This window comes from Ensifer sp. ENS11 (assembly GCF_014851895.1).
Taxonomy (GTDB): Bacteria; Pseudomonadota; Alphaproteobacteria; order Rhizobiales; family Rhizobiaceae; genus Ensifer; species Ensifer canadensis.
This window is the reverse complement of sequence record NZ_JACVAN010000006.1, coordinates 327,576-353,130: the sequence shown is the minus strand read 5'-3', so window position 1 is coordinate 353,130 and position 25,555 is coordinate 327,576. Positions and strand designations below refer to the sequence as shown.

25 protein-coding genes and 2 pseudogenes are annotated in these 25,555 nt (G+C 61.4%); 11 read left to right on the top strand and 16 right to left on the bottom strand.

Features of this window, described 5'->3' with window-relative positions; genetic code table 11:
* Nucleotides 1–15: 15 nt before the first annotated feature.
* Complete coding sequence (locus IB264_RS14995) at nucleotides 16–1,641, top strand: arylsulfatase (RefSeq protein WP_025427561.1); 1,626 nt, start codon at nucleotides 16–18, stop codon at nucleotides 1,639–1,641.
* A 164-nt stretch (nucleotides 1,642–1,805) separates the two neighbouring features.
* Here the strand turns inward: IB264_RS14995 and IB264_RS14990 are convergent, their stop codons facing one another.
* On the bottom strand, nucleotides 1,806–2,438 hold the full coding sequence (locus tag IB264_RS14990) for a glutathione S-transferase family protein (RefSeq protein WP_025427562.1): 633 nt from the start codon (nucleotides 2,436–2,438) through the stop codon (nucleotides 1,806–1,808).
* Nucleotides 2,439–2,483: 45 nt separating this feature from the next.
* Complete coding sequence (locus IB264_RS35605; RefSeq protein WP_081788869.1) at nucleotides 2,484–2,741, bottom strand: putative quinol monooxygenase; 258 nt, start codon at nucleotides 2,739–2,741, stop codon at nucleotides 2,484–2,486.
* A 73-nt stretch (nucleotides 2,742–2,814) separates the two neighbouring features.
* On the opposite strand from IB264_RS35605, the pseudogene IB264_RS14980 reads away from it, so the two are divergent.
* A pseudogene (locus IB264_RS14980) lies at nucleotides 2,815–3,375 on the top strand (class I SAM-dependent DNA methyltransferase); the annotation flags it as partial.
* A gap of 816 nt (nucleotides 3,376–4,191) precedes the next feature.
* Here the strand turns inward: IB264_RS14980 and IB264_RS14975 are convergent.
* From IB264_RS14975 to IB264_RS14960, 4 genes are all read right to left on the bottom strand, one after another.
* Nucleotides 4,192–5,112, bottom strand: a complete 921-nt coding sequence (locus tag IB264_RS14975) for a DMT family transporter (protein WP_192433722.1) — start codon at nucleotides 5,110–5,112, stop codon at nucleotides 4,192–4,194.
* A gap of 355 nt (nucleotides 5,113–5,467) precedes the next feature.
* Nucleotides 5,468–5,776: a hypothetical protein gene (locus IB264_RS14970; RefSeq protein ID WP_051509209.1), complete on the bottom strand. Its 309-nt coding sequence runs from the start codon at nucleotides 5,774–5,776 to the stop codon at nucleotides 5,468–5,470.
* A gap of 191 nt (nucleotides 5,777–5,967) precedes the next feature.
* The gene (locus IB264_RS14965; RefSeq protein ID WP_038577200.1) at nucleotides 5,968–6,627 is read right to left on the bottom strand and encodes a L,D-transpeptidase; all 660 of its coding nucleotides are present in this window, start codon (nucleotides 6,625–6,627) and stop codon (nucleotides 5,968–5,970) included.
* 47 nt (nucleotides 6,628–6,674) lie between these two features.
* The gene (locus IB264_RS14960) at nucleotides 6,675–7,604 is read right to left on the bottom strand and encodes a glycine betaine ABC transporter substrate-binding protein (protein ID WP_207207598.1); all 930 of its coding nucleotides are present in this window, start codon (nucleotides 7,602–7,604) and stop codon (nucleotides 6,675–6,677) included.
* Nucleotides 7,605–7,674: 70 nt separating this feature from the next.
* On the opposite strand from IB264_RS14960, the gene IB264_RS14955 reads away from it, so the two are divergent.
* The gene (locus tag IB264_RS14955; protein ID WP_192433720.1) at nucleotides 7,675–7,923 is read left to right on the top strand and encodes a hypothetical protein; all 249 of its coding nucleotides are present in this window, start codon (nucleotides 7,675–7,677) and stop codon (nucleotides 7,921–7,923) included.
* Here the strand turns inward: IB264_RS14955 and IB264_RS14950 are convergent.
* Nucleotides 7,916–8,440, bottom strand: coding sequence for a metal-dependent hydrolase (locus IB264_RS14950; RefSeq protein WP_025427568.1), 525 nt, complete (start codon nucleotides 8,438–8,440; stop codon nucleotides 7,916–7,918). The two genes, IB264_RS14955 and IB264_RS14950, sit on opposite strands and share 8 nt — an antisense overlap.
* 256 nt (nucleotides 8,441–8,696) lie before the next feature.
* Between IB264_RS14950 and IB264_RS14945 the strand changes: the two genes are divergently transcribed.
* From IB264_RS14945 to IB264_RS14930, 4 genes are all read left to right on the top strand, one after another.
* Nucleotides 8,697–8,882 (top strand): cold-shock protein, encoded by a 186-nt coding sequence (locus tag IB264_RS14945; protein ID WP_057247483.1) that lies wholly within the window; start codon nucleotides 8,697–8,699, stop codon nucleotides 8,880–8,882.
* A gap of 271 nt (nucleotides 8,883–9,153) precedes the next feature.
* Nucleotides 9,154–9,441, top strand: coding sequence for a hypothetical protein (locus IB264_RS14940; protein WP_025427570.1), 288 nt, complete (start codon nucleotides 9,154–9,156; stop codon nucleotides 9,439–9,441).
* Nucleotides 9,442–9,456: 15 nt separating this feature from the next.
* Nucleotides 9,457–9,672, top strand: coding sequence for a hypothetical protein (locus IB264_RS14935; protein ID WP_025427571.1), 216 nt, complete (start codon nucleotides 9,457–9,459; stop codon nucleotides 9,670–9,672).
* Nucleotides 9,673–9,769: 97 nt separating this feature from the next.
* Nucleotides 9,770–9,970: a hypothetical protein gene (locus IB264_RS14930; RefSeq protein WP_025427572.1), complete on the top strand. Its 201-nt coding sequence runs from the start codon at nucleotides 9,770–9,772 to the stop codon at nucleotides 9,968–9,970.
* A 231-nt stretch (nucleotides 9,971–10,201) separates the two neighbouring features.
* Here the strand turns inward: IB264_RS14930 and IB264_RS14925 are convergent, their stop codons facing one another.
* The 3 genes from IB264_RS14925 to IB264_RS14915 form a co-directional block, all read right to left on the bottom strand.
* Complete coding sequence (locus IB264_RS14925; RefSeq protein ID WP_025427573.1) at nucleotides 10,202–10,411, bottom strand: cold-shock protein; 210 nt, start codon at nucleotides 10,409–10,411, stop codon at nucleotides 10,202–10,204.
* A gap of 357 nt (nucleotides 10,412–10,768) precedes the next feature.
* A complete protein-coding gene (locus IB264_RS14920; protein WP_025427574.1) occupies nucleotides 10,769–11,065 on the bottom strand; it encodes a hypothetical protein in 297 nt (98 codons plus the stop codon).
* 531 nt (nucleotides 11,066–11,596) lie between these two features.
* A complete protein-coding gene (locus tag IB264_RS14915; protein WP_081788870.1) occupies nucleotides 11,597–11,953 on the bottom strand; it encodes a helix-turn-helix domain-containing protein in 357 nt (118 codons plus the stop codon).
* A gap of 146 nt (nucleotides 11,954–12,099) precedes the next feature.
* Here IB264_RS14915 and IB264_RS14910 point away from each other — a divergent pair, with 146 nt between their 5' ends.
* Nucleotides 12,100–12,981, top strand: coding sequence for an NAD(P)-dependent oxidoreductase (locus IB264_RS14910; protein WP_038576230.1), 882 nt, complete (start codon nucleotides 12,100–12,102; stop codon nucleotides 12,979–12,981).
* A gap of 163 nt (nucleotides 12,982–13,144) precedes the next feature.
* On the opposite strand, the gene IB264_RS14905 is transcribed toward IB264_RS14910, so the two are convergent.
* Both IB264_RS14905 and IB264_RS14900 read right to left on the bottom strand, forming a co-directional pair.
* On the bottom strand, nucleotides 13,145–14,182 hold the full coding sequence (locus tag IB264_RS14905) for an MBL fold metallo-hydrolase (protein ID WP_025427577.1): 1,038 nt from the start codon (nucleotides 14,180–14,182) through the stop codon (nucleotides 13,145–13,147).
* A 261-nt stretch (nucleotides 14,183–14,443) separates the two neighbouring features.
* Nucleotides 14,444–15,103: a peroxiredoxin gene (locus tag IB264_RS14900; RefSeq protein ID WP_025427578.1), complete on the bottom strand. Its 660-nt coding sequence runs from the start codon at nucleotides 15,101–15,103 to the stop codon at nucleotides 14,444–14,446.
* Nucleotides 15,104–15,525: 422 nt separating this feature from the next.
* On the opposite strand from IB264_RS14900, the gene IB264_RS14895 reads away from it, so the two are divergent.
* Nucleotides 15,526–17,310 carry an adenylate/guanylate cyclase domain-containing protein gene (locus IB264_RS14895; RefSeq protein WP_057206253.1) on the top strand — a complete coding sequence of 595 codons (1,785 nt, stop codon included), beginning with the start codon at nucleotides 15,526–15,528 and terminating at the stop codon, nucleotides 17,308–17,310.
* A 206-nt stretch (nucleotides 17,311–17,516) separates the two neighbouring features.
* Here the strand turns inward: IB264_RS14895 and IB264_RS14890 are convergent, their stop codons facing one another.
* On the bottom strand, nucleotides 17,517–19,826 hold the full coding sequence (locus IB264_RS14890; RefSeq protein ID WP_025427580.1) for a rhodanese-like domain-containing protein: 2,310 nt from the start codon (nucleotides 19,824–19,826) through the stop codon (nucleotides 17,517–17,519).
* Nucleotides 19,827–20,054: 228 nt separating this feature from the next.
* Between IB264_RS14890 and IB264_RS14885 the strand changes: the two are divergent.
* Nucleotides 20,055–21,429, top strand: a pseudogene (locus IB264_RS14885) (transposase).
* 398 nt (nucleotides 21,430–21,827) lie between these two features.
* Here IB264_RS14885 and IB264_RS14880 read toward each other — a convergent pair.
* The 3 genes from IB264_RS14880 to IB264_RS14870 all read right to left on the bottom strand — a co-directional run bounded on the left by IB264_RS14880 (nucleotide 21,828) and on the right by IB264_RS14870 (nucleotide 24,798).
* Nucleotides 21,828–22,784, bottom strand: a complete 957-nt coding sequence (locus IB264_RS14880) for an MYG1 family protein (protein WP_025427581.1) — start codon at nucleotides 22,782–22,784, stop codon at nucleotides 21,828–21,830.
* A gap of 335 nt (nucleotides 22,785–23,119) precedes the next feature.
* A complete protein-coding gene (locus tag IB264_RS14875) occupies nucleotides 23,120–24,082 on the bottom strand; it encodes a helix-turn-helix domain-containing GNAT family N-acetyltransferase (protein ID WP_025427583.1) in 963 nt (320 codons plus the stop codon).
* An 83-nt stretch (nucleotides 24,083–24,165) separates the two neighbouring features.
* Entirely contained in the window at nucleotides 24,166–24,798 is a 633-nt protein-coding gene (locus IB264_RS14870) for a LysE family translocator (protein ID WP_025427584.1), read from the bottom strand.
* A 325-nt stretch (nucleotides 24,799–25,123) separates the two neighbouring features.
* Here IB264_RS14870 and IB264_RS14865 point away from each other — a divergent pair, with 325 nt between their 5' ends.
* The gene (locus tag IB264_RS14865; RefSeq protein ID WP_025427585.1) at nucleotides 25,124–25,507 is read left to right on the top strand and encodes a hypothetical protein; all 384 of its coding nucleotides are present in this window, start codon (nucleotides 25,124–25,126) and stop codon (nucleotides 25,505–25,507) included.
* Nucleotides 25,508–25,555 lie beyond the last annotated feature (48 nt).

The following is a 25,555-nucleotide window of genomic DNA, read 5'->3' as shown; positions in this document are numbered from 1 at the left end:
TGGAGTAAAGACGCCATGAGCACGCATCCCGACGACGATCAGCAGCAGAACGGACATCCCCTTGGCGTCAGCCGGCGCAATCTTCTGCTTGCCGGCAGTGCGCTTGCGGCAGCGGCGCTGACCACGTCAGGTGGGGCGACGCCGGCCGTCGCGCAGCAATCCGCCCAACCCGCCGCCGCAGGCGCCAAACCGAACATCCTCATGATCATGGGCGACGATATCGGCTGGTTCAACCCGAGCATCTACAACCGCGGCATGATGGGTTACCGCACGCCCAATATCGACCGCATCGGCAATGAAGGCGCTGTCTTCACCGACTGGTATGGCGAGCAGAGCTGCACCGCCGGCCGCGCCGCCTTCATCACCGGCCAGTCGCCGATCCGCACCGGCCTCACCAAGGTCGGCCTGCCCGGCGCCGATGTCGGCCTGCAGCCGGAGGACCCGACGGTCGCCGAATTCCTTAAGGCGCAAGGATATTCGACCGGCCAGTTCGGCAAGAACCACCTGGGCGACAAGGACGAATTCCTGCCGACCAATCATGGCTTTGACGAATTCTTCGGCAACCTCTACCATCTCAACGCCGAGGAAGAGCCTGAGAACCCCGACTATCCGAAGAGCCCCGAGTTCCGCAAACGCTTCGGCCCGCGCGGCGTCATCCACTCCTATGCCGATGGCCGGATCGAAGACACCGGTCCCCTGACGAAGAAACGCATGGAAACGGTCGACGGCGAGTTTCTGGTCGCAGCGCTCGATTTCATCGATCGGCAGAACAATGCCCAGAAACCGTGGTTCTGCTACTTCAACTCCACGCGCATGCACGTTAACACCCACCTGAAGCCCGAGTCCGCAGGCAAGACCGGCAAGGGCGTCTATGCCGATGGCATGGTCGAACATGATGGCATGGTCGGCGAACTCCTGAAGAAGCTCGACGATCTCGGCCTCGTCGAAAACACCATCGTCATCTACACCACCGACAACGGCGCCGAAGTGATGACCTGGCCGGATGGCGGCAACACCCCGTTCCGCGGCGAAAAGGCGACCAATTGGGAAGGCGGCTACCGCGTGCCGACCTGCATCCGCTGGCCTGGTGTGATCAAGCCGAACACCGTCTACAACGACATGTTCTCGCACTACGATTTCATCCCGACCTTCTGCGCGGCCGCGGGAGAGCCGGATATCGTCGCCAAATGCAAGGCCGGCTACGAGGCGGGTACCAAGACCTTCAAGGTGCATCTCGACGGCAACAACCTCATGCCCTTCTTCCGCGGCGAGGTGAAGGACGGGCCGCGGCGCGAATTCCTCTATTGGAACGACGACGGCGAACTGGTCGCCGTGCGCTTCCAGGACTGGAAGGTCGTGTTCAAGGCACAGGAAAGCACCGGCATCGGCGTCTGGCGCGACGAGTTCACCACGCTCCGCGTGCCCAAGCTGTTCAACCTGAGGGCCGATCCATTCGAGCGCGGCGACGAGTCGATCGAATACGAATCCTGGTACTTCGCCCGAGCCTTCGTGGTGGTGCCGTCGCAGGCGATCGTGGCGAATTGGCTGTCGAGCTTCCAGGAGTTCCCGATCCGCCAGAAGCCGGCAAGCTTCAACCTCGACGACGTGATGAACAAGCTGTCCGCTTCCGGCAGCAAATAGCGCCGGGTCATGAGGTCCGGGCCTTCGGGTCCGGGCCTCCTGCCCTGCGAACACCGCTACAGCGCCGCCCGTCAAATATGACGCGCAAAGAACGCTGTAACGCTTTAAACTTGCTGCATAATTTCATCCTTAAATCGAATCCGATTTAAGGGATTATGCAGCAATCAGCCCGCAGCCTCGAGGCTTGCAAGAGCGTCGGCGATCCGCGGCGGCGCCTTGGCGCGCGCATACATTCGCTCGAGATAGGCCTTGAGATTGGGGAACCCGTCGATCAGCCCGACCTCATTGCCCCAGTCGATGACATAGACGGTGACGCAATCGGCGATGCTGATGCGGTCGCCGATGACGAACGTACGCCCGTCCATGTGACGCTCGAGCACCTCAGCCATCGCCACAAACTCCTCCTTGGCAAGCGCAATGTCCTCGGGCAGACGCTTGTCTTCGGGGTATAGGAATGTGTGCTTGGCGATCCGCCATAGCGGCTGCTCCAGCTCGGTGACGGCAAACAGCGTCCAGCGATAGGCCTGCGCCCGCTCGTTCAAGTCGGTGGGCATCAGCCCCTTGTCGGCGTATTTCTCGGCCAGATAGAACACGATCGCGGCGGATTCCGTCAGCACCAGGTCTCCGTCGACCAGTACCGGAACCTTTCCGGCGGGGTTGAGGCGCAGAAAATCGGGGTGACGGTTTTCGCCGCCCAGCAGGTTGACCGGCACGAACTCGAAGTCCGCATCAAGCTCCTGAAGCGCCCAAAGGGCACGAAGCGAACGTGTCGGACCCAATCCATAGAGTTTCATCATCTTGGCTTTCCTCGATTTCAATCAGCCTGCAGCGTCGCTGCACTGTCAAAACGGCGGCCCCGAATGGCTGATCTCATGTTTGCGCACATTCCCTGCATCGAATTTCACATCGGTTTTGGGCGGCTTCGCTATTTTTCTCCAAGCCCTGAGGGCGGCTTCGGATTCCCACAGTTCCATCATGTTAACACGGGAAGGATCGACGGAGTCTTCGCTGATCGACAGGTCGAGGCAGCCTACAGCGCCGCGCGTCTTATTAGATGCGCAAAGGTCGCTGTAGCACTTTGAATTGCCACATGTTTTTATCCTTAAATCGAATAGGTTTTAAGGAAACATGCAGTAAGAGGAATACCAAGTGACGAGCACACGCGACGATACCATGGCCTTCTACCGCGACAACGCCGAGACTTATGCGGCACGCGACCGTCAACCGCCGACGGATCGTCTCGCCGCCTTCATCGCCCGGCTTTCGCCCGGTGCCGCTGTGCTCGATCTCGGCTGCGGTGGCGGCCACGACAGCCTGCATCTGATCGAGGCAGGGCTCGAAGTCACGCCCTGCGACGGATCTGCGGAACTGGCGCGCGCGGCAGAGCGGCGGATCGGCCGCAAGGTCGAGATCGTCACCTTTCAGGACATCGAGTGGAGCCAGAGGTTCGACGCCATCTGGGCGGAAGCCTCGCTGTTGCACGTGCCGCGCACCGAATTGCCTGACGTGCTGGTGCGGGTGCACAGGGCCTTGCGGCCGGGCGGCCTGCTGCAGGCGAGTTTCAAGGCGGGCGAACGGGAAGGCCACGACCGCTTCGGCCGTTACTTCAACTATCCCTCGGCAGCCTGGCTCCGGACCTGTTTCGAATGGGCCGGATGGTCGAACATCCACATCGAAGAAGCGGACGGCGGCGGCTACGACAACCAGCCGACCCGCTGGCTGCATGTGACGGCCACGGCTGACCACGCAACGCCTCGAAGCGGGCTGCTTCCCTCCTGCGCACGCAGACGGACACTCCGCGCGTCGGTCAGCACCATCGATCGAAAAATGAAAGGACCACGCGTTCAGGAGGACTGTACCGCCCGCAGCAACTGCCGCTTTGCGCGGCTACTGCCTGTTTCCTTAAATCCTATTCGATTTAAGGATAAAAACTTGCGGCCATTCAAAGTGCGACAGCGACGTTTGCGCGTCTAAATAAAACGCGCGGCGCTGTAGGGGCACGGGCGGATCAGCACCAGAAAGCAAAGGCCGGCGACCCGCTCTAACGACGCGAACAGTTCAAGCCAAAACCTTATCTCAGGCTTCGCGACTAAAGTAACTCAGGATCAGAAGCGTGCAGATCGCGCCGATGATCAGCGCATCGAAAAGTGCAAAGTGCTCCAGAATGTTTGGCATGGTACATCCTCCTTCCCACTAAACCTATGAGAGCATAATTTTGTTCCAATGGAAAGCTTTTCAGGAAAATATACTTTATTGATCAACGTCAATTCAGAAACACAATCTTGCAACGCAACAGAAAAATACTGCAACGCACAAACGGATTACCAGTCAAATTCCACGGAAACCTCAACCAGAAAGAGTATCGCGGAGGTAACAGTCATGGCTCGCAACCGTCCCCAGGCTGGCTGGTTGCGTTACATGGCCGCGCCGACCAGTCCGGCCACGAACGTCTCCCGATAGGCTAAAGCTCAGGTGGGCCCGATGGCCGCCGCACCGTACAGGCAATGATCGCCGCAGGCCGACCCTCAGTCTTGCTGAAAGCTCACCGGGTTAGCGTCCGCGCTCGAATTTCGGTTTTGCCTGACGTGCCGTCCGCCGTGGCTTGAAAAGCATATCCTTGGCGGCAAGCATCGCCCCGACCGTGATCATGACGCAGGCGACCGCGATCGACCAATGGAACATGCCAAACCCTGCCAGCAGCAGGACGATGACCGAGAGCAGCGGCGCGGCATAAGAAAGAGCGCCGAGGATCATGATGTCGCCGTGCTTGCAGCCATAGTCCCAGGCGTAGAAACCCGCTCCGAGCGGTATAGCGCCCAGAATGGCGATCGCGGCCCATTGCACCGACGTTTCCGGCCAGACGGTGGTTTCCAGTGTCAGATGCAGCGCAAGCGCAACGACTGCGGTGATCAGGCAATAACCCGCCACCACATCGGTTGGCACCTGGCCGAACCGGCGCGACAGTACGGAATAGCCGGACCAGACGAAGGCGCAGAACAGGGCGATCAGATGGCCAGGCTTCACGCCCTCGGCCAGCCCGACGCTGCCGCCCTTGGTAATCACCAGAATGGCGCCGGCGAGACCGAGGATCACGCCGAGAATGTGGTGCAACTGCAGCCTCTCGCCCGGCAGGAATGCCGCAAACACCACGATCAGCAACGGCCACAGATAGGCGATCAGGCTCACCTCGACCGGCGGCGCCGACTGGATCGCGAAGAAATAGGCGCAGTGGTAGATGCAGAGCCCGGCAGTGCCGAGCGCCCAGACCTGCCATGGCTGGCGCAGCGACTTGATTGCGGCCGGACGAAAGACCCAGCTCGAGGCTCCGACAAGCCCGCCAAGCCCGCCAAGCAGAAACGTCATCGCGGCCAGCTGAAACGGCGGGATCGGCCCGGCAGCGGTGGAAAGAAGCGCAAGGAACGACCAGGTCACGATCGCCAGAAAGCCGATCAGCGTCGGTATCGTCGTCATGTCGCATGGCCTCCATCCGCAAGCGCATGTTTTCGCATGGAAAGGGCGTTCTCCACTGCCGCATACGGTCAATCGCTAACGGAAATGCGACGTGGCGGCGCGTTGGGGCATCGCCCCCTTTGTCACATCAAGCGGATTGATGGTTGCGCGCGCTGCACCGCCTTGAGCTGGCGCCACCTCCAGGAGAAGTCATGCGGAAATTCGAGGCGCGACCAAGAACCATTGCGCCCTATATTGCGGGCCGCCGGCGCGTTGCGCCGAACGATCGCGACCCGAAACCGCGCGGGCGGTTTCGGGTCGTCGATAGGAGGCAACATAAGGCCGGAAGCATTGATCCGTCCTCACGCGCCGTGCGTCAGGCGGCCGGCTGGACCGACTTCACGCTGCCGCTGGTGTCGACGATGCAGTTGAACTTTCGTCCGCCGGCGTCGAGATCGACGCTGTAGGATGTCGCGTCCAGCTGGCGCGAGCTTGTGGGCAGAACCTTGCTGCTATCGACCTTGGCGGTGCCGGCCGCCGCATTGGCGCAGATCAGCTGCAGATCGGCCGGCGCCGTCTGCAAGCTCGTGCGCGCCATTTCCTCCGGCTTCGGGGGCGCCGACTGGCAGCCGCCGAGAATGGCAAGGCCAACGCCTGCCGCGACAAACAAGTTCCTTGAACGCATCGTCCCCTCGATCACAAAAAGTCCTCCCCTTCCAGATCCTGTGGCTTGCTGCCCGGCCTACCCTTGTCTCAAAGGCAGGCTGAGATCAGCCACCTGTCGCAACGCAATTTCCTAAACAGTCCGGTTTCATCACGCCTGCGAGACGCACCTGCCCGACACGCCGTCAGGTTCGCTGCCGCCGGTTTGTCTCGTCAAACACCCTTGTAGAGTGCCGCGCCCTGCATCAGCACGATCACCTTCGCCCCGACCTCCACGCGTGAGTGCAGGTCGGTGACGTCATCATTGTTCATGCGGATGCAGCCGGACGACACGTCGAGCCCGATGGTCCAGGGCTCCACCGTCCCGTGGATGCGGTAGATCGTGTCCTGGTCGCCCTCATAGAGATAGAGCGCGCGGGCGCCGAGCGGGTTGTCCGGGCCGCCGGGCATGCCTGCCGCCCATTTCGCAGCGTTCGGATCGCGCGCCACCATTTCGGCCGGCGGCGTCCAGGTCGGCCACTCCGCCGTGCGCCCGACGCGCACGATGCCGGCCCAGCCGAAGCCCTCGCGGCCGACACCGATGCCGTAGCGGATCGCCTGCCCGCCGGGCTGGACCAGATAGAGAAAATGCTGGTTGCCGTCGATGATGATCGTGCCCGGCTTTTCCGCCGTGCGGAACGGCACCACCTGCCGGCGAAAGGCCTCGGGCAGCTGATTGTTGCGGGCAAAATATTGCCGCGCTTTCTTCTTGTCGTAGTTGACCCATTTCTTGGTCCTGGCGTCATAGATCTGGGTCTGCGCCAGCGCCACCAGGGGGCCGAGACAAACGCCTGCGGCCAGCATCACCAGCCCGAGCTTGCGCGCCCGGGTCATGAACCTGGCGCGTCCTGCATCGGCTGCGTTTCGATCCGGTGTTGTCGTCATGGTTTCGCCCACCCGTCGATGCGTGCCGTGTTGTCGTCCACCCATTTCTTCGCGTAGTCGGCCGGCGCCTGCCGCTCGACCTCCAGCGCGTAGCTCATCTTCGTCACTTCTTCCGGCGAGAAATCGACCTGATCCAGGAACTTGGCGATGTCAGGATGTTTCTTGCCGAAGCCGGTGGCGTAGGCGATCTGGAAATGCGCCGCGTCCCAGGAGGTCGCAGCCGTCGACTTGCTGATCCACAAGGGGTCATCCGCACCGACGATCTTCCACTTGGCCGGATCGTGCGGCGGCTCCTCGATGCGCGCAATCTTGTGCAGCTCGAAGACGTGGTGCGGAGCATAGCAGTAAAACACCATCGGCCGCGCCGTCGCGATCGCCGCGTCAACCCCTGCCATTGCCACCTCTTCTTCCGCCTCGAACAGCGTCAGGTTGGCGCCATAGCCATAGCTGTTGGCCCGGGTGCGCTCGATACCGGTCGAAAGCCAGGTCGGCGCGCCGATCCAGAGCTCGCCCTTGCCGTCGCCGTCGGTGTCGAGGATCTTGGTCTTCTCGGGGTCGCTAAGGTCGGCGATCGTCTTGATCGTCGCTGCCGCCTCCGGCGTGGCACAGAGCCCCTGCCAGGCGGGCACGCTGCGTGCGCTGAGCGTTGCCACACCCTTGTCTGTCACATATTTCTTGACGATGTCCCCGAAATTGGGCTGCCAGACTTCCGGCTGGATATCGACATCGCCGGTCTCGAAGCCGACGAAGGCGTTGAGCGTGCCGAGCTCCTTGACCTCGGCATCAAGGCCGAATTTCTTGGCAATGCTGACCTTGAGGATATTGGCCGTCGCCTGGCCGGACGGCCAGTTGGGCATGGCGATCACCAGATCCGCCGCCATCACGGGGGCAGCGGAGCCGAGCAGAAGCACCAGGCAAGCAGACATGCAGAACTCTAGACGTCTCTTCACAGTCCCCTCCGAACAGCATTGACCGATCGACTTGAATGACTTGCGAATGCGTATTGAAAGCGGCACAGGCAGCGGGCGTACCCGCACCCCATCGAATGCAACTGTTCCTGTATCCGGGCCGCTTACCGGCCCCGGCGCCGTTTTCCGCCGCCCTGTCTTCTTTGGCCGGCAGGATGCCTACAGGATCGACATCCGTCAACGCCCGGTTACACCGGACGTTGAAATGGCTGTGATTTTCTCTATCAGCCGGCAGTTGTCCCCAGAGCTGGCGAGCTATGGTCCAACCGTTATTTGACCGCAGGCAGTGCAGCCACCCGGCCGCGCCATCGCCGCCAGTCGAGCGTGGCGGCGACGGCGGCCGAAACCACGATCAGCAGCTCGGCCATGAAGGTCCAGTGGAAGAGGAAGTTGAGATACCAGGGTTTGTAGAGCGCCTGGACGTGCACGAGGTTCACGCGAAGATCCGATAACGGATGGAACCAGCGAATATCGGCGGCGACCGAGTCCAGGAGCAGATGCAACAGCACGTTCGCGAGCCCGACGCTGACGAGAATGAGCTGATTGCGCCTGCCACTCAGCGTCAACGCCAGCGCCAGAGCTGCTGCGGCAGCCAGCCAGAACAGCGGCGTGTGCGTCCAATAGTCATGGTGCGCCGTTCGCCGGCCGTCGACCAGATAGAAATAGGCGAGATCAAAATCCGGCAGCACCGAACAGACAATCCCTGTGGCAATGATCGCGCCGGATTGAGTCGGTCTACCACGCGCGATGAAACGGCTGAGCAGGTAGCCCGCCGGCAAATGAGCAACGAACAAGAACGATCCCCCGGACAATTGACGCATGACGCGAACAGGAACGCGATTGCAACTCATCTGGTCGAATTCGTGGCGACCTTGCGTTAGACGCAATTAAAGCTCACAGTATCTTATCGACATTGGCCATTATGGCTTTTCGCGGCGTCAGAGGCTCTCGACCCGCCATCTTTCCCCATATCGAGCGTTGAAGTGTGCGCGCCAAGCACGCTCGACATCCCTCGAACGCCCATGTGCTGACATGATCACAGGAACGATCATGCGTTTCGACTTCAATCGCGGCTACGGCTTCGTTCAGCCGGAAGACGGTGGTCGCGCAGTCTACGTCGATGCGCGGGCGCTCTATAGGTCAGGCATCAAATCGATCTTTCCCGGGCAGACTTTCCGCTTCGAGATCTGGAAAGACGAAAAGGGGCGCATCGCCGCCCGCAACCTGCGGCTCTGACGCAGTCGAAACAGATCGTCCTACTGCCTGTTTCCTTAAATCCTATTCGATTTAAGGATGAAAACATGCAGCCACTCAAAGGGCTACAGCGACCTTTGCACGTCTAATAAGACGCGCGGCGCTGTAGTCGCAACGCCGCGCAAATGCCGGCGATAGAGCACATTGCGCAAAAGTGCGTAGCGGTTTTGCGATCACGGCATGCGCAAAAACAAGAGCTTGAAACGCAATAAGCGCCCCTCGGAGATCGCGGCCCGCTTTAGAAGGAGACGTCATGTTCAGCCGAACCAAGCACCGCACCGTCCACTTCAGTGAACCCTTCCAATTGCCGGATGTCGAAGGAGTGCTCGCGGCTGGAGACTATGAGGTGGATGATGACGAGGAACTGATCGAAGGCATTTCGTGGCTCGCCTATCATCGCGTCGCCACCTTCATCAAGGTGCCGGCAACCGCGGACAATGACCATCGCATGCGCATGGTCGCAATCGCGCCGGATGAGCTCGATCGCATCATCGCTATCGACCGCGCCAAGCATGCCTTCGTCCCGGCACCCCAACCCTGAAGAGGTCAAGAACCAATGCCCGCACATCGCTTCGCCGTTGGATTATCGGTCCGTCTCAGGGATCGCAGCCATATCTCGCCGATTGCCGCGGAAACCTACCGCATCACCGCCATCATGCCCGTTCGCGACAGCCAGCCCCAGTACAGAATTCGCAACGACGAACTTGGCCAGGACCGCGTCAGCAAAGAGGAAAACCTGGAGCCGATCGAGTGGGGCATGCCCCGCCACTAGATCGCTTCGGAAACGCTCTATCTGTTTGTTTTTACGCATTTCCGGACGGAAAACCGCTTCGCACTTTTCCTGGAAATGCTCCAACCGAGGAACCGCCATGACCTATTACGGAAAACTGAGACAGCTGCTCCAGTGGAAAGGCGCGCCGGCCATGGTGCCCATCACCAAGCCGCCGACGCGAAAACCGTCTCTCCGCAAGCCAAAAACCCTGTCGGACGACGAGCAGAAGGGTGCGAACGAGAGCGCCGTCAAATCGCGGCGCGGCCGCGAAACGCTGGAGCGGCATCGCCTCTTGTGAACGGTGGCAACGGGATTTGTTTGAACACGCGCCACGACGGCAAGGGCGCAGGCAGACGGGCGAGCCCGAGGGCGCGGTCGTCTGTGACGACGGCAATCGCCACGCGTCGCAGTCTTGCGGGCTGAAAAGCGCCCAAAGAAAAAGGCCGGGAAATCCCGACCTTCTCAATATCGTCTCAATGGCCAGTGCCAGTACATCCGTGGTCAAGGACCAGAGACGAAATATCGGTGATTACGCAGCCGACAGGTTGTCGGCAGCGCTCTTGCCCGAACGTGCATCGCGAACGATGTCGAAACGGACCTTCTGGCCTTCAACGAGCGAGCTCATGCCAGCGCGTTCAACAGCAGAAGCGTGCACGAAAACGTCGGTTGCGCCGTCGTCCGGAGCGATGAAGCCAAAACCCTTGGTGGTGTTGAAGAACTTTACGGTTCCAGTATTCATAAGAAATTCCTTTCAATCAAAAATTCGCCTCCCGACTTTGGGCCGGACAAGGCAGTAAGATCGATTTTGATAGGAAAGGTCAGCTTGAACGCCGGTCGGCGAGAAAACAAAGCTCAGCAAGCAAGATCGATGGCAGACCCTTTACAGGCACATTGTGTTCTTAGCAAGGAGCAAGATCGACTACGGAAATACGTAAGGGCTCCGTACACCATTTTCGATGGCCTAACTTGCGCGCATCCCGCCCGGCCGATGGCAGCCTTGACCGGGCACGCGGCTGGGTTGGTTTGTCGGCCGGGCGTGGCGTCCGCGCCCGCGATGCATTCCTCGGCGAGCGGCGCTGCCTGCCGGCAGATGCGCCTACTTGATCGTGCAGATGCCGTTGGCTCCGCCCTTACCAGTATAGGAGACGGCGGGCGAACCGTCCGGGTTGACGCTGAGCGAAATCGTCACCCCGCCGCCCTTGGCTTCGAAGTAGTTGTCGTTGAATTTCTTCAGCTTGCCTTCCTTGCCGTTGATATAGATCGGCCCGCCCTCATCGGCGTGCACCTCGATATTGCCAGGGCAGGAAGCATTGACCAGCGGAATGCCGGCAACGGCCTCGCCGGCCAGAGCAAATGCAGCGATTGCGGCAGCAGCACGCAGGCACGTCTTCATGACACTCTCCTTGGGAACCGTGGTCGACAGCACCGGGGGCAGAAACCGGCGGCCGGATCGTGGCAGCATGAGAATGGGTGTCAAGCAAGAGTGCAACCGCAGCAAGGCGTTGGCATGCGGCCCATTGCCGCCACCGCGACATCATCGACGGCATGCTCCTTCGTTTGGCATCTGGCTCAGGGAGCAATCCACGGCAGCTTTCAAGCGTCGCAGCGCCGTTCAGGCGTGATCTGTCGCGACGCCACGGCCAAACGAGAAAAGACCCGCCGCGGTCAGCACGCGACGGGTCTTTGGCAGATGCGGATCACCAACGGGGAGGCTCGTTGGGATCACGTGAACCAGCTGACTGGGAGGCGATCAGTTGGTTCGCATTGCTCTTGGCAAAGGTCTTTGCCTTGCATGTGTTGGATATTAGCCGAGCGATCTGCCAGGAGGTGTTCCCAGGGTAACAGGCACGAAAAAATCATCGGAAGCGGCGGGGCATGCTCAGCTTGTCCCTGCCCAATGTTCGCACCGGTCACCCCAACCGCCTCAGGCAACCACAGCATCGTCGACGACGGCCACTGAACCCTTGCCATGCCGACCGCCCTCTTCCCCCCAACGACACAAGGCGGCGGCCGCAACGTTGAGCGCCGCGCCGCGCTCCGTCAGGGAGTAGACAACCTTTGCCGGCAGCGACGAATAAACCGTACGATCGACCAGTCCATCCGCCTCCAGCTCGCGCAGCTGCTGGGCCAGCATCTTTTCGCTGATCGCCGGGATGGACTGGCGTAGGCGGCCAAACCGGCGCGCCGCCTTTCCAAGCTCGCAGAGGATATCGACCTTCCACTTGCCCTCGATCGCCTTGAGTGCGGTGGCAAAGCCGCAATTTTCCATGGTCGGGTTCACGATATCCTCCTTACTATCCGGGGAGTAAGCACTTACCCCACGGTAAGCGCTTACCGGCCGGTGCGTATTGCGCACGTCCGGCGCCACCATACCTCTGGCCAGCGACGGCAAAAAAAGCGTCGCGCCAACGGATATGGAGTTTTGCAATGAAGCCATCAATGAGTGTTTTGGGAACGGGACGCATGGGATCGGCGCTGGCGCGCGCCCTGCTCCAGGCCGGGTATCGCACCACGGTCTGGAACAGGACAAGGGAGAAAGCCGAGCCGCTCACGGCACTCGGCGCCACCTTAGCGCCGACCGTCCGCCAGGCGATTGACGCGTCCGAGATCGTCATCGTCAATGTCAGCGACTATGCCGCCACCGCAGCGTTGCTGCGCGCAAACGACGTTGCGCCCGGCCTGGCAGGCAAGCTGATCGTTGAGTTGACCTCGGGGACGCCTGAGGGCGCGCGCGAAACCAGCGGGTGGGCCGCGACCCATGGCGCCCAATACATCGATGGCGCCATCCTGGCGACGCCCGACTTCATCGGCACCGATGCGGGCACGATCCTGCTATCGGGCGCGCTTGAACCCTTCACCGCCAACGAGACTGTGTTTCGCGCGCTCGGCGGCAATGTCCAGCACATCGGCACCGAACCGGGGCGCGCCAACGCGCTCGATAGCGCCCTCCTCGCGCTGATGTGGGGGGCGCTCTTCGGCGGGCTGCACGCGATCGCCGTCTGCCGAGCCGAAGACATCGACGTTGGCGAACTGGGACGCCAATGGAAGGCGACCGCGCCCGTCGTCGAAGGGCTGGTCGCCGACCTGATCAAGCGGACCGGTGCCGGACGGTTTGCCAGCGACGCGGAAACGCTGTCGTCGATCTCGCCGCATTACGGCGCGTTCCAGCATCTCAAGGACCTGATGGAAGCGGGCAGCATCGATCGGACCGTAGTCGACGGTTATGACGCGATCTTCAGCCGGGCGATTGCATCGGGCCATCTGCATGACGACTTCGCCGCCCTCTCCCAGTTCATGGGCAAGGCGTAGCGCCCTCAAGCAAACAGGGAACATCTCACCTATTCCCGGACCGGCCGCCATTCCGAGCTGGCTAGGGATCAGCCCTTGGATCGGATCCGATCCAAGGAGAAATCATGCAGTAACTTTAAAGCGTTACAGCGTCGTTCGCGCGTCATGTTCGACGCGCGGCGCCTTAGCGCACCAGCGGCCCGTTTGCCTTTTTCCAGGCATCGATGCCGCCCTCGATATGGCAGGCGCTGATCAGTCCGGCGGCTTGCGCCGCCTGGACCGCCATCGCCGAGCGTTCGCCGAAGGCGCAATAAAAAACGATGCGCTTGCCCGTCGCAAGCGCCAGTTCATGCAGCATGCCGCCAGCGCCGATGTTTTCCCGCAGTTCCGGATAGGGTGCGTGCAGCGCACCGGGAATGGCGCCGTGCTTTTCCCGCTCCGCCTTCTCGCGCAGATCGACGATTGCGACATCCGAACGGCCCCTGAGCGCCAGGGCTTCCACCGCCGAAACCGCCCAGCCCTTGGCGGCGATCTCGTCCTGATGCAGGCCGACATGGATATTGGCCGGCACTGCCACATCCATCATCTTCGGGTTCGGCAGGTTGAGATTGTTCATCAGGTCGACATATTCGTCGACCGATTGCACCTTGAGGCGCGGATTGAAGCGCTTTTCCTCGCCGATGGTCGAGACCGTGTCGCCCTTATAGTCGTGGGCCGGATAGACCAGCGTGTCGTCGGGCAGCTTCAAGAGCTTGTTGAAGATCGAATCATATTGCTGGCGCGGGTCGCCGTTCTGGAAATCCGTGCGCCCCGTGCCGCGGATGAGCAGCGTGTCGCCGGTAAACACCCGCCCACCCGTCAGGAACGAATAGCTGTCGTCCGTATGGCCAGGCGTGTAGAGCACGTCGAGGCTGAGGCCCTCGATCGAAACACGGTCGCCCTCGGCCACCCGCATCGAAACCACATCGGCCGCCGTTTGCTCGCCCATGACGGTGATGCAATGGGTGCGATCGCGCAGCGCCCCGAGCCCGGTGATGTGGTCGGCATGCAGATGCGTGTCGACCGCCTTGACCAGTTTCAGGTCAAGCTCGCGCACCAGCTGCAGATAGCGGTCGACCTTTTCCAGAACCGGGTCGATGATCAGCGCCTCTCCCCCCTGCCTGGAGGCAATGAGGTAGGTATAGGTGCCGGACGTACTGTCGAAGAGTTGGCGGAAGATCATCGGTTTCTCCCTAGAGCATGTCGCGCAAAAGTGCTCAGCGGTTTTGCGATGACGACATGCGCAAAAACAAGAGCGTAAAGCGCAGCAAGCGAATCCTAGAGATCGCGACGCGCTTTAGTGCAAGCCCGCTGCATCCCGCGGGACAAATCTCATCCGCGGGATGTCTCGTACTTCAAGAAGCGGCTGCATGATCCTTGCCGAGACCGGCTCCGGCCCAGGGCGTCATGCAGTGGCGCGGGCGCGGCAGGCCGCCTCCCGCGATTACTTCGGCTGCGGCACGATCCGGATATAGGGTTTTGGTGCGCGCCAGCCTTCCGGATACTTCTGCTTGGCTTCCTCGTCGCTGACCGAGCCGGCGATGATCACGTCTTCGCCGTTCTTCCAGTTCACCGGCGTTGCCACCTTGTGCTTGGCCGTCAGCTGCAGCGAATCGATCACCCGCAGCACCTCGTCGAAGTTGCGACCGGTGGTCATCGGATAGATCAGGATCAGCTTGACCTTCTTGTCCGGCCCGACGACGAAGACGTTGCGCACAGTCTGGTTATCGGCGGCGGTGCGCTGCGTCGGGTCGCCCGATACCGGCGCCGGCAGCATGCCGTAGAGCTTCGACACGTTGTAGTCGACGTCGGCGATCATCGGAAAGTTCGGCGTGGCTCCCTGCGTTTCCGCGATGTCGCTGACCCAGCCGGCGTGGCGGTCGAGCGGATCGACGGAGAGCCCGATGATCTTTACCCCGCGCCGGTCGAATTCCGGCTTGATCTTGGCCATGTAGCCAAGCTCGGTGGTGCAGACTGGCGTGAAATCCTTCGGATGCGAGAACAGCACGGCCCAGGAATCGCCGATCCAGTCGTGAAACTGGATCTTGCCTTCCGTGGTTTCCGCCTGGAAATCCGGTGCGATGTCGTTGATTGCAAGTGTCACGATAGACCCCATCATTTGAATATGCTGGCTTCAGCCATACAAGGCGGGAAGTGTGCCACTTTTGGTGCGATAGGCAACTTCTAAAGATGAGGTAGAGAGACGAGAGGCGGCCGCCTTGCCGCTGTGGTAATCTGCGTCATATCAGTCTGTGCTGATATGACCGATTGCGTGGGACCGTGTGCGGTCATCCGGCGAGGAGCAGACCTCGGAGCGATGCCTTGGCATCGGTTAAGGATTGCGACGCGGCCGGTGGTCGACAGGCGGCCCACCCGAAGGGCCGGACACTTTTGGCCCGCTGATGGCGTCGACAATCCTTACCGGACCGCTTGGGTCCGGCTCCGGTTGTCTTCTTGCCGGAGAACAAAATCGCTCCGGCGCAGGAGGTCAATATCGGTGCAGGTTGGTATCAGGTCGGAGCTGCCATGAGCGATACGCGAAAAATTGCGGCCATCCTTGTCGCCGACGTGGTCGGGTACAGCCGGCTCGCCGGCGCCGACGAGGAGCGTATCCTGGCGCGGCTGCGCACGCTGCGCAGCGACCTGATCGACCCCACCATCGCCGTCTACAACGGCCGCATCGTCAAGCGCACCGGCGATGGCAGCCTCATCGAGTTCCGCAGCGTCGTCGATGCCGTGCGCTGCGCCATCGAGGTGCAGAGCGCCATGCTGGAGCGCAACGCCGGCGTGCCCGAGGACCGGCGCATCGAGTTCCGCATTGGCATCCACCTCGGCGATGTCGTCGAGGAAAGCGACGGCGACCTGATGGGCGACGGCGTCAACATCGCCTCGCGGCTGGAAGGCATCGCCCGCCCCGGCGCGATCTGCCTTTCCGAGGATGCCTACCGTCAGGTCAAGGCGCGGCTGGACCTTACGGCAACCGACCTTGGTGCCACGCAGCTGAAGAACATCGTCGAGCCGATCCGGATCTACGCGCTGGAGATCGGCGTTGCCCGCGCGGCCAATGGCCCCGCCCCTGCCCCGACGCCGGCAAAGGCGCAGCCGCCGAGCCCGTACCGCCTGCCGGAAAAGCCTTCGATCGCCGTGCTCGCCTTCGACAACATGAGCGGCGATGCCGAGCAGGAATATTTCTCCGACGGTATCAGCGAGGACATCATCACCGACCTTTCCCGGCTGTCGGAGCTGCATGTCATCGCCCGCAACTCGTCCTTCGTCTACAAGAACGCGGCGGTGTCCGTGCCTGAGGTCGCCAAGGCGCTCGGCGTGCGCTACGTGCTCGAAGGCAGCGTGCGCAAGGCCGGCAACCGCGTGCGCGTCACCGCGCAATTGATCGACGCCAACGATGGCGGCCACGTCTGGGCCAATCGCTTCGACCGCGATCTCACCGATATCTTCGCGGTGCAGGACGAACTGACGCGGGAGATCGTCACTGCGCTGAAAGTCCAGTTGACCGGCGGCGACAAAAGCTCACTTGCCGGCGGCCGCCCGGTCGACGTCAAGGCCTACGAGCTGCTCTTGCGCGGCCGCGAGCAGGCGTCTGCGCACACGCTGCTCGCCAATGCTGCCGCACGCAGCCTCGCCGAAGCCGCTGTTGCCATCGACCCCGACTATGCCGCCGCCCATGCGCTCATCGCCTTCACCCATGTGCTCGACTATATCAACGACTGGAGCGCCGATCCCGAGCAGTCGCTGAGCACCGGCCGTGCGCTTGCCGAACGGGCAGTCGCGATGGCGGACGACCAGCCCGACTGCCACTGCGCGCTCAGCGTCGCCTGCATGTGGATGAGAGAGCTGGACCGGGCGCGGGACGAGGCGCATCTGGGGCTGGCGCTGGCGCCCAACTCGGTGCAGCTCCACATGGCGCTCGCCCATGCGCTGATCTTCTCCGGCGAACCGAAGGCAGCGCTCGACGAACTCGACATCTCCATGCGGCTCGACCCGCTCTATCCCGAAGTGCTTTTACAGTTCCTCGCCGACGCCCACTTTTCGCTCGGCGCTTACGAAACGGCGATCCTGGCGATCGAGGCCCGACTGATGCGAAACCCGCATTCGGAAACCGCCTTTGCCCTGCTCGCCTCCTGCCACGGCCATCTCGGCCATCTGGACCAAAGCCGCCAGGCCTGGAACCGCGCGCTGGAACTCAACCCCAATTTCTCCATCCCCCGCCGCCGCCGCGTCCTGCCCTTCCGCAACCCGGATGATTTTGAGCGTCGAGTGGAAGGGTTGCGCAAGGCGGGGCTGGTGGAGTGAGAGGCCGGGAAGCACTTTGCGTGCCTGGCTCGGCACATTCAAGACATACAGACTGTTTGCGAAAGTAGCGCAGCTAACCGTTCGGGTCACAACACGTGTGAAGGTCATCTCTGCAAGACATTGAACGACTGGATTGCGCCAAAGGTGGTCACAATGATCCGGATTGCGTTTGGTGGCCACATGGTTTCATGTGGCTCTTGCTCAATCTATCTCTTGACCTCGATTACAAGTGGATAGCCCTCGTCGTCCCACTCCAAAAAACCGCCGGCAAAATAGTAGATGTGCGTGTAACCCCAGGCGATCGCCTTGGCCGAAGCATAAGCGGCATAGGTGCAACTCTTGCCCTGACAATAGAAGGCGACCTCACCTTCCTTTCCCCCCACCATGGCAAGGCTTTCCTTTGATAGGCCGGTGACGAGGGATAGGTTGATGGCCTTGGGGATATGGCCATTGTCATAGTTAAGCGAAGCACGCACATCGATGAAGGGCACGCCGCGTGCGAGCAGCGCCTTTGCTTCCGTGACATCGATTTTTATGGTTCTGTCGACACTGAGTTCGCCCTTGGTCAGCGCCATAAACTTCACGTAGTCGTCAAGGGCGAGGTCTGTGCCAGCCCCCTCGGGCAATCCGGCCTTGCGGAGTCCCTCCTGCAGGCGCGTGATGTAAGGCCTATGGTAGCTGAATGCGCTACCATACCAATCATAAGCACTTTCCTGGACGGTGAGCGGATCGCCCAAGAAGGACATGGCCAGCGTGTTATACTGGTCGATCAGCGTCTGAATGCCGTCAGTGCGCCCGAGATGTCCGTAGCTTGCTATCAGGGTGGCGTAATCTGCCCGGAGATCGGACTTTTTGCCGATCACGCGTTCAAAGGTGTCGACGGCTTCGACATATTTTCCCTGGGAAAAGAACGAGACTGCGAGCATGCGCAGCGTTGCACGCGAGGGATGGGGATCGAACCTCATCGCCAGGCGGGCCTGCTGTTCCGCCTCAGTTGCGCGTCCCTTCGCGTTGAGAATCCGCGCCAGGCCGACATGGTTGTCAGGATCATTCGGCGCAAGCTTCATCGCCCGGTCGATGGCAGTGAATGCTTCGTCATAGCGACCCTGCTGCGCAAGCACCTGCGCCGATATCGCATAGGCAAGCGGCGTCGGCTTCTCCATAGCCTTTGCTAGATTTCTGATGAGGTTCTTTGAAGCGGTCTCCCGACGGTAAAAATCCCAGGACAAGATGCTCGTCCGCCAGTTTGCTGCTGCCAGTGACGCATAGGCGCGGCTATAGTTTGGATCGAGTACGATCGCCTTCTGGAAGAAGTCGGAGGCCGTGGCCGTTTCGGCCTCGCTGTCCCGGCGAAGATGATCCCAACCCCGCAACAGCGAATCGTAGGCTTGCGGATTCGTCGTTTCCGGCACCGCTGCCACGCTTCGCTCGGCACTCGTCAGCTTCACTGAAAGAGTTGAAACGATCTGTCCGATCACCCTGTCCTGCAGCCCGAACACGCCGCTCATTTCCCCATCATAGCGCTCGGCCCAGAGGTGATGTCCGTCGATCGCGTCAATCAACTGGGCATTGACACGAACATGGTTTCCCTCTCGACGTACGCTGCCCTCCAGGATGTAATGGACGCCCAGTTCCTCGGCCACCTGCTGAACTTTGGTGGGCTTGCCCTTGTAGGTGAAGGTCGAGTTGCGCGCGATCACGAAGATGCCAGACAGTTTTGAGAGTTCGGTGATCAAGTCGTCGGTCATCCCGTCGGCAAAATAGCTCTGCCCCGCATCAGAGCTGAGATTGTCGAATGGCAGGACGGCGATGGAGGGCGTTTGGGGTAGCGGAAAAGCCATCCGCGCAACGGACGCCGCGTCAGCACTTTCGCGCGTTTGGGCCAGCCAAACTGCTGGAACGCTTATCAGGAGCAGGAAGGCCAAAGCAGCCGGGATTCTCCAACGGCGAAAGCTTTTGAGGTTGAAGCGTCGCAGCCGAGTATTTCCCTCGAACCTCACCCGGTAGACACGGACGGGCCGCTGGATATTCTTCACATGCTGCTCGCCGATAAATTCCAGCGGCAATTCGAACTTGCCCTGCAAGTGATCGAAAGCAGTGCCAGATACGAAAAGTCCCCCTGGCTCACACATCTGCTCAAGGCGAGCCGCGACGTTGACGCCATCGCCCAGCAAATCATCCTCGTCGACAACCACATCTCCGAGATTGATGCCCATGCGGAGGAGAAGTCGACGCTGGACTGGGACATCCACTTGGCACGCAGCGACCTTACTTTGTGACGCGACTGCGCAAGCCACGGCGTCGACGACGGAGCCAAATTCCACGATCGCACCATCGCCCATGAGTTTCACGATGCGTCCGTGATAATCTTCCATAAAGGGATCGAAGATTTCGGAACGCCATGCCTTGATTGCAGCCAGGGTCCGGGCCTCGTCGGCTTCGATGAGTCGCGAATAACCGACAATGTCGACGGCAAGAATTGCCACCAGCCGCCGTTCTGCGCGAACTGCTTCCATAGCCACCTCTCCCAAAGGTGTAGAGAAGGCCTCGCTCTTGCGTTGGTCAGGGGCGGGAACTCTAGCTTCCGAAGCTACGCTTGTTTCCTCGCTCGTGCCAGATTTATTGCCTGACTCGGGACCTTGCCGGAATGGCCGCTTCGGGCCGATACTGTTGAAAAACTCGGTATTGCCGGTACTTGGGACGCGTGATTCAATCCTCTGAGTGATTTGCAGGGGATCAGGTGAATGATGGGATGTCAGGCGGCTCCGGCGCAGCTCTTCTACGACTTCTGCCTCAAAGATCACGTCCCTGCTGACCATCTGCTGCGCGGGATAGACCGCCATCTCGACCTCGACAGCGTGCGAGCACCGTTGAAGCCGTTCTACAGCAACACAGGTCGTCCTTCGGTTGCCCCTGAGCTGATGATGCGGATGCTGATCATCGGCTATTCGATGGGTATCCGCTCGGAACGGCGACTTTGCGAGGAAGTCCACCTCAACCTTGCCTATCGTTGGTTCTGCCGCCTCGGACTGGACGGCAAGGTACCGGATCACTCCAGCTTCTCGAAGAACCGTCATGGCCGGTTCCGGCAAAGCGACATCCTGCGGCACCTATTCGAGACGGTGGTGGAACGCTGTCTTGCCCAGGGACTGGTGGGCGCGGAAGGGTTTGCCGTCGATGCCTGATCGCCGCAGACGCCAACAAGCAGCGTTCTGTGCCTGGTGCGGAGTGGGAAGTCAAAGACGATGCCAGCCGCTCGGTCCAGGAATACCTTGCAGTTCTTGATGATGCCGCTTTCGGTGCGGCATCGCCGGTGACGCCGAAGTTCATCTCGCCTTCCGATCCAGCAGCGCAGTGGACGGGTGCCCACAAAGGCCATGCCTTCTTCGCCTACGCCACCAACTATCTGATCGATACCGATCATGGCGTCATTCTGGACGTGGAGGCGACACGTGCGATCCGCCAGGCAGAGGTCGGAGCATCCCGCACAATGCTCGACAGGACCGAGAACCGCTTCGGCTTGAAGCCAGACTATCTGGCAGCCGATAGCGCTTATGGTTCTGCCGACAATCTGGCCTGGCTGGTCAAGGAGAAGAAGATCGCGCCGCACATTCCTGTCTTCGACAAATCGAACCGGACGGACGGGACCTTCTCGCGTTCGGACTTCACCTGGGAGGCCGAGAATGATCGCTACGTCTGCCCTGCGGGAAAGGAATTGAAGCAGTTCCATCGAACCTATGCAACGCCCAGATCAGGGATCACGAGCGAAGGAACACGACTCTATCGCGCCAGCAAAAAGAACTGCGACCCGTGCGAATTAAAGCTTCGCTGCTGCCCGAACATGCCTATGCGCAAGGTGCCGCGTGATCTCAACGAGGATGCCCGCGATGTTGCCCGAGCTATTGCCACCACACCTGAATACGTGCAGTCCGACATCGTCGCAAGAAGGTAGAAATGCTCTTTGCCCACCTCAAGCGCATTCTGCGGATGGCGCGTTTGAGGCTAAGAGGACCGTGCGGTGCGCGAGACGAATTCTTGCTGGCAGCAACCGCCCAAAACCTCAGGAGGCTCGCGAAACTCAGGCCGCAAAGGTCGCTATACCGCGCCATCGCCGCATGAGCGCGGCATACATCGATACCTTGCGCTAAGGCGCAGGGCAGATAACCGATGACCCCGCGCCCAAAAGACCAAATCGGGCGGATGGGCGGAAATCCATCGAGTTTTTCAACGAAATCGGCCGACTGCGGACGTAATGATTGCAAAGCGCCAGAAAGAAAGCCAGTCCGGCAAAGACGACGACAGGCAGATACTGCGGCCGCTTCGCGAATAGGTTGGTGCCATCAGCCGGCTGCGGGCGGGAACTCTCTCCCCACATAAGCCGTATCCCGCATGCCGGACACAGAGAGTGCTTGGCCGTTTCTGGTCACTTCGGCCAAGTCCGACGAGTGGTGCAGCGCTTCCTCAACAAGCCCATGGCAGCAAGTGGTCGGACTGCACCACAATCGTCACTCGATGGCTCACGCCACCTGAGCAGCCGTCGCTTGCCCTTGCGCGACAGAGACAGCCTCCGTTACCGCCAGTTCCGCCATCGCCAGCGCTGCCTCGCGGGTTTTGGCGGCGGCGATGAAGCGGCCGTTGTGGCAGAAGGTGGCGCCCGCAACGCCGCAGGCGGCCTCGAGGTCGGCGTTGGTGAGGCCGGCCCAGGCGGCCGGCAGGTCGGCGCGCAGCTCGAAGCCCTCGTCGGCGCGGCGGATGCCGGTCAGGCACCAGTCCTTGTCGCGCGGGTGGACGACAAACAGCAGGTGATCGGCGCCTGCCTTGACGATGGCGGGACGGAACGGCATGCCCATCGGCAGCTCCAGCACACGGGCCTCGCCGGTATCGACGATCGCCTGGTGCACGACGGCTTCCGCACGCAGTTTTGCGGCGCTACGGCCGATGCTGGCCTCGACGAAACTGCGGGCGATGGCGAGGGCTGAATGGAAGGCGCGATCATCGGCGCCGGGATCGGTCTCGTCGAAAACCGGTTTCAGGGTTTCGAGCAGCGCCGGCAGCGTCAGTCCGGCGAGCGGCCCGGCAACGGAGGGGCTGAGCGCGCCATTGTCCACCAGATCGATTGGCAGCACGAAGCTCTTGTCGAAGGAGGCGTGCACCGCCTCGACATGCGCTTCCGGGACACCGGAGGCGGCGAGATAATCGCGGCCATAATGCTTCCAGATCAGGCCGAACGAGCTGTAGGGCTGGCCATCATCGCGCAGCGGTGCGCCGCGCTGGTGATGGTCGAAGATCCTGGTTTCAGCGTCATAGGCGCCGCCGACGTCGTAGATGATGCGGTCGGTGCCGGGTGTGATCCACTCCGGCGCCCGGCTGCGCACGATCTTCGCCTCAGGGAACAGCCGGGTCAGGATGACGCTCGACATGAGCTCATCGGCATGGAAGCCACCGGAATGGGTGACGAGGAATTCTGGGCTCATGCCGGGATACGCCTTGTGGTTTTCTGAAGAAAGTTCGCCCGAGGGGCGTTTGCGATGGCACCAGATAGCCTTTGCCAGACGCCATCTCAACCCTCTGATCGCTTATTCCGGGGTTCGCGCCCTCATCCGGCACGGCCTTGCGTTTCAGACGGAGGTGCTTTCGGTTCCGGCCCGGAACACCAAGCGGCGGCCCGATCCGGAGGATTTCGCCGCACGCGGATAGGCCGCCGTCAACCCACAACGGATCTGCCGCCGGGGCGCAGCCCCGCGCCGTTGCCCCGCTATGCGGGACGATGGATGGGAACCACGCGGCGCGGACAGAAGACCTGTGCCTCTTATCGCTCGCCGGCCACTTTCCGTTTCACCCCCTGCCCGAGATCGAGCGACCAGGTCTGGCCCACCAGGTCCTTGCCGAAGGAATGGTGCGGCGCCTCCTCGGTGAGCGTGAAGCCGGCGCGCTCGTAGATGCGCCGGGCCGAGGTCAGCACGCTGTTGGTCCACAGCACCAGCGTGTGATAGCCGACAGTGCGGGCGCGCTCGATGCAGGCGGCAACCAGCGCCGCCCCGACGCCGCGTCCGCGCGCATCCGGCTCGACATAGAGCAGCCGCAGCTTGGCCACATCAGGCTTGTCGCCGGCCACGAGGAAGATCGAGCCGACGACGCGGCCGTCGATTTCGGCGATCCAGGCGGCCTCGCGGGCCGGGTCGAAGGATTTTACGAAATCCGCGAGGATGCCCGCAGCCAGCGCCTCATACTCCTGGTTCCAGCCATATTCCTGAACATACAGCACGGTCTGGCGATGGATGATCCAGCCGAGATCGCCCGGCTTCAGATCGCGCAGCATTAAGTCCCCGCCTGCCTTGTCCTCAAGGATCTCGCTGATGGTGCTGGTGGCCGCGATCAACCGCTTGCGCTCGGTCGATGGCAATGTATCCAGCAGCTTGCCGATCGCCTCGCGGGTGTTCTGCTCCAGGGCGGTGAACGCCTTGCGCCCGGCAGGGGTGAGCGAAATCGGCTGGCGGCGGCCACCCTCCGGATGGTCCGACTTCTCGACCAGCCCGCGATCGGAGAACCGCTTTAGCGTGCGGCTGAGCTGGGCACGGTCGACTTGAAGCGTCCGCATCAGCTCGGCCGCCGTCGTCTCTTGCCGATGGGCAAGCTCGTAGAGGATACGCGCTTCGGTGAGCGTGAACGGGCTCTGGTCGAGATGGGCGTTCAACAGGCCCAGACGGTTGGTGTAGAGACGGTTGAAGGCGCGCAGCGCCGCCACATCAGGGTGATCGTTGGTGAGTGCCATGGGAAATGATCCAGCATGAGTTGACTCAATCAACAACGGTTTGTTGATTGAGTCAACATAAAATGGCAATCGGTCGAGGCGTATTAGTTCCTGGCCCCGAGCGCCAGCCGGCAGGCAAGGCCAGCAAAGACGGTGGCGAGCAGATATTGCGGCAGCTTCTTGAAGCGGGTGGGCGACGTGAACCGGCTGCGGATCCGGCCGCCAAGCAGGATCACCGCGCCATTGACGAGAAAGCCGATGCCGTTCAGCACCGTCGCCAGCACCAGCGTCTGCACGATCATCGCGCCGTTTTCGGGCCGAATGAACTGCGGAAACAGCGCCAGCACGAACAGCGCCATCTTCGGGTTGAGCAGGTTGGTGAGCAACCCCTCGCCAAAAATCCGCCGGAGTGACAGCCGCTTCAGCGACGCGGACGGCGAAAAGTCGATCGCCTGCGAGCGCAGGGTCTTGAAGGCGAGATAGAGCAGATAGGCGCAGCCGACCCAGCGCACGATCTCATAGGCGATCGGCACGGTGGCGATCAGCTGCGACAGTCCGAGGGCGGCGGCAAGCGCATGGCAATAGGTGCCGAGCGCGATTCCGGCATAGGTGAGGAACCCCGCCCCCTGCCCCTGGCTGACGCTGCGTGAAGCGATCAGCAGCATATCGGGACCGGGCGTGGCGGTTAGCACCAGCGACGCGGCGGCAAAAAGTGCAAGTGTGGAAAAATCCGGCATGACATCTTCCTTTGAGGTGGCCGGAATTTCGGTTTAGCCGGATTCGTGGGAATGGCAAGGCCGGCGTGAAAGCCGCCTTACGGCCTGTGGGGATGCGGGGTCGGCAAAAGCGGGTGCATCATGCGGTTGCGAGCTCAAGTGCCAGCATTGTGGAATATCGGGCGCAAGGCTGATGATCGCCGTTCGCCCATCACTTGGACGCTTGCTTGCCGCGCGAAGAACCAATGCGGATTTCGGCATTCGACAACAAGACAGATCCAAGTTGTATTCGACATGATTTGACCGTAGGAGACGTTGTCATATTGTAATCAGGGGTTGAAACTTAATGACCATTTCATTCAAGCGATTGCTCGCAGCCACGCTGATCGGCTTTACCCTCATGCCGGGTCTGGCCCACGCGGAATCCTTGGCCCAGCTCGAAAAGCAGGGCTATAAGGTCAGCAAACTCACCAAGAACAAGGCCGGCCTGCATGGCTGGGTCGCATCGAACGGCGACAAGCGCTTCTTCTGCCGCATGAATGTCAGCATAGCCGTTGTCAGCAAGAAAGAGCTGGTCAGCATCACCTCGGCCGGTAACCTGGTCAAGCTGAACCGCGCCACCTTCGAAGCGACATTGGGTGGGCCTGATCCGTCCCTGCCCCTCTGGAGCGACCTTCAGGCCGGCCGCGTCAAGGCGCCTCACGTCAAGGGCTGCACGCCCCTTCGCTGACCGACACGGGGCAGGCCTGCTCCCTGCTCTGGGCGCGGGTCTGCTGCA

Bases quoted from the DNA above. Each gene is read 5' to 3' on its own strand.
- IB264_RS14975 (WP_192433722.1), bottom strand. From the start codon at position 5,112: ATGACGACGATACCGACGCTGATCGGCTTTCTGGCGATCGTGACCTGG.
- IB264_RS14965 (WP_038577200.1), bottom strand. From the start codon at position 6,627: ATGACCCGGGCGCGCAAGCTCGGGCTGGTGATGCTGGCCGCAGGCGTT.
- IB264_RS14940 (WP_025427570.1), top strand. From the start codon at position 9,154: ATGTTCAGCCGAACCAAGCACCGCACCGTCCACTTCAGTGAACCCTTC.
- IB264_RS14995 (WP_025427561.1), top strand. From the start codon at position 16: ATGAGCACGCATCCCGACGACGATCAGCAGCAGAACGGACATCCCCTT.
- IB264_RS14905 (WP_025427577.1), bottom strand. From the start codon at position 14,182: ATGATCTTCCGCCAACTCTTCGACAGTACGTCCGGCACCTATACCTAC.
- IB264_RS14910 (WP_038576230.1), top strand. From the start codon at position 12,100: ATGAAGCCATCAATGAGTGTTTTGGGAACGGGACGCATGGGATCGGCG.
- IB264_RS14935 (WP_025427571.1), top strand. From the start codon at position 9,457: ATGCCCGCACATCGCTTCGCCGTTGGATTATCGGTCCGTCTCAGGGAT.
- IB264_RS14880 (WP_025427581.1), bottom strand. From the start codon at position 22,784: ATGAGCCCAGAATTCCTCGTCACCCATTCCGGTGGCTTCCATGCCGAT.
- IB264_RS14895 (WP_057206253.1), top strand. From the start codon at position 15,526: ATGAGCGATACGCGAAAAATTGCGGCCATCCTTGTCGCCGACGTGGTC.
- IB264_RS14890 (WP_025427580.1), bottom strand. From the start codon at position 19,826: ATGGAAGCAGTTCGCGCAGAACGGCGGCTGGTGGCAATTCTTGCCGTC.
- IB264_RS14920 (WP_025427574.1), bottom strand. From the start codon at position 11,065: ATGAAGACGTGCCTGCGTGCTGCTGCCGCAATCGCTGCATTTGCTCTG.
- IB264_RS14925 (WP_025427573.1), bottom strand. From the start codon at position 10,411: ATGAATACTGGAACCGTAAAGTTCTTCAACACCACCAAGGGTTTTGGC.
- IB264_RS14875 (WP_025427583.1), bottom strand. From the start codon at position 24,082: ATGGCACTCACCAACGATCACCCTGATGTGGCGGCGCTGCGCGCCTTC.
- IB264_RS14945 (WP_057247483.1), top strand. From the start codon at position 8,697: ATGCGTTTCGACTTCAATCGCGGCTACGGCTTCGTTCAGCCGGAAGAC.
- IB264_RS14870 (WP_025427584.1), bottom strand. From the start codon at position 24,798: ATGCCGGATTTTTCCACACTTGCACTTTTTGCCGCCGCGTCGCTGGTG.
- IB264_RS14990 (WP_025427562.1), bottom strand. From the start codon at position 2,438: ATGATGAAACTCTATGGATTGGGTCCGACACGTTCGCTTCGTGCCCTT.
- IB264_RS14970 (WP_051509209.1), bottom strand. From the start codon at position 5,776: ATGCGTTCAAGGAACTTGTTTGTCGCGGCAGGCGTTGGCCTTGCCATT.
- IB264_RS14960 (WP_207207598.1), bottom strand. From the start codon at position 7,604: ATGTCTGCTTGCCTGGTGCTTCTGCTCGGCTCCGCTGCCCCCGTGATG.
- IB264_RS14930 (WP_025427572.1), top strand. From the start codon at position 9,770: ATGACCTATTACGGAAAACTGAGACAGCTGCTCCAGTGGAAAGGCGCG.
- IB264_RS14865 (WP_025427585.1), top strand. From the start codon at position 25,124: ATGACCATTTCATTCAAGCGATTGCTCGCAGCCACGCTGATCGGCTTT.
- IB264_RS14955 (WP_192433720.1), top strand. From the start codon at position 7,675: ATGCGTATTGAAAGCGGCACAGGCAGCGGGCGTACCCGCACCCCATCG.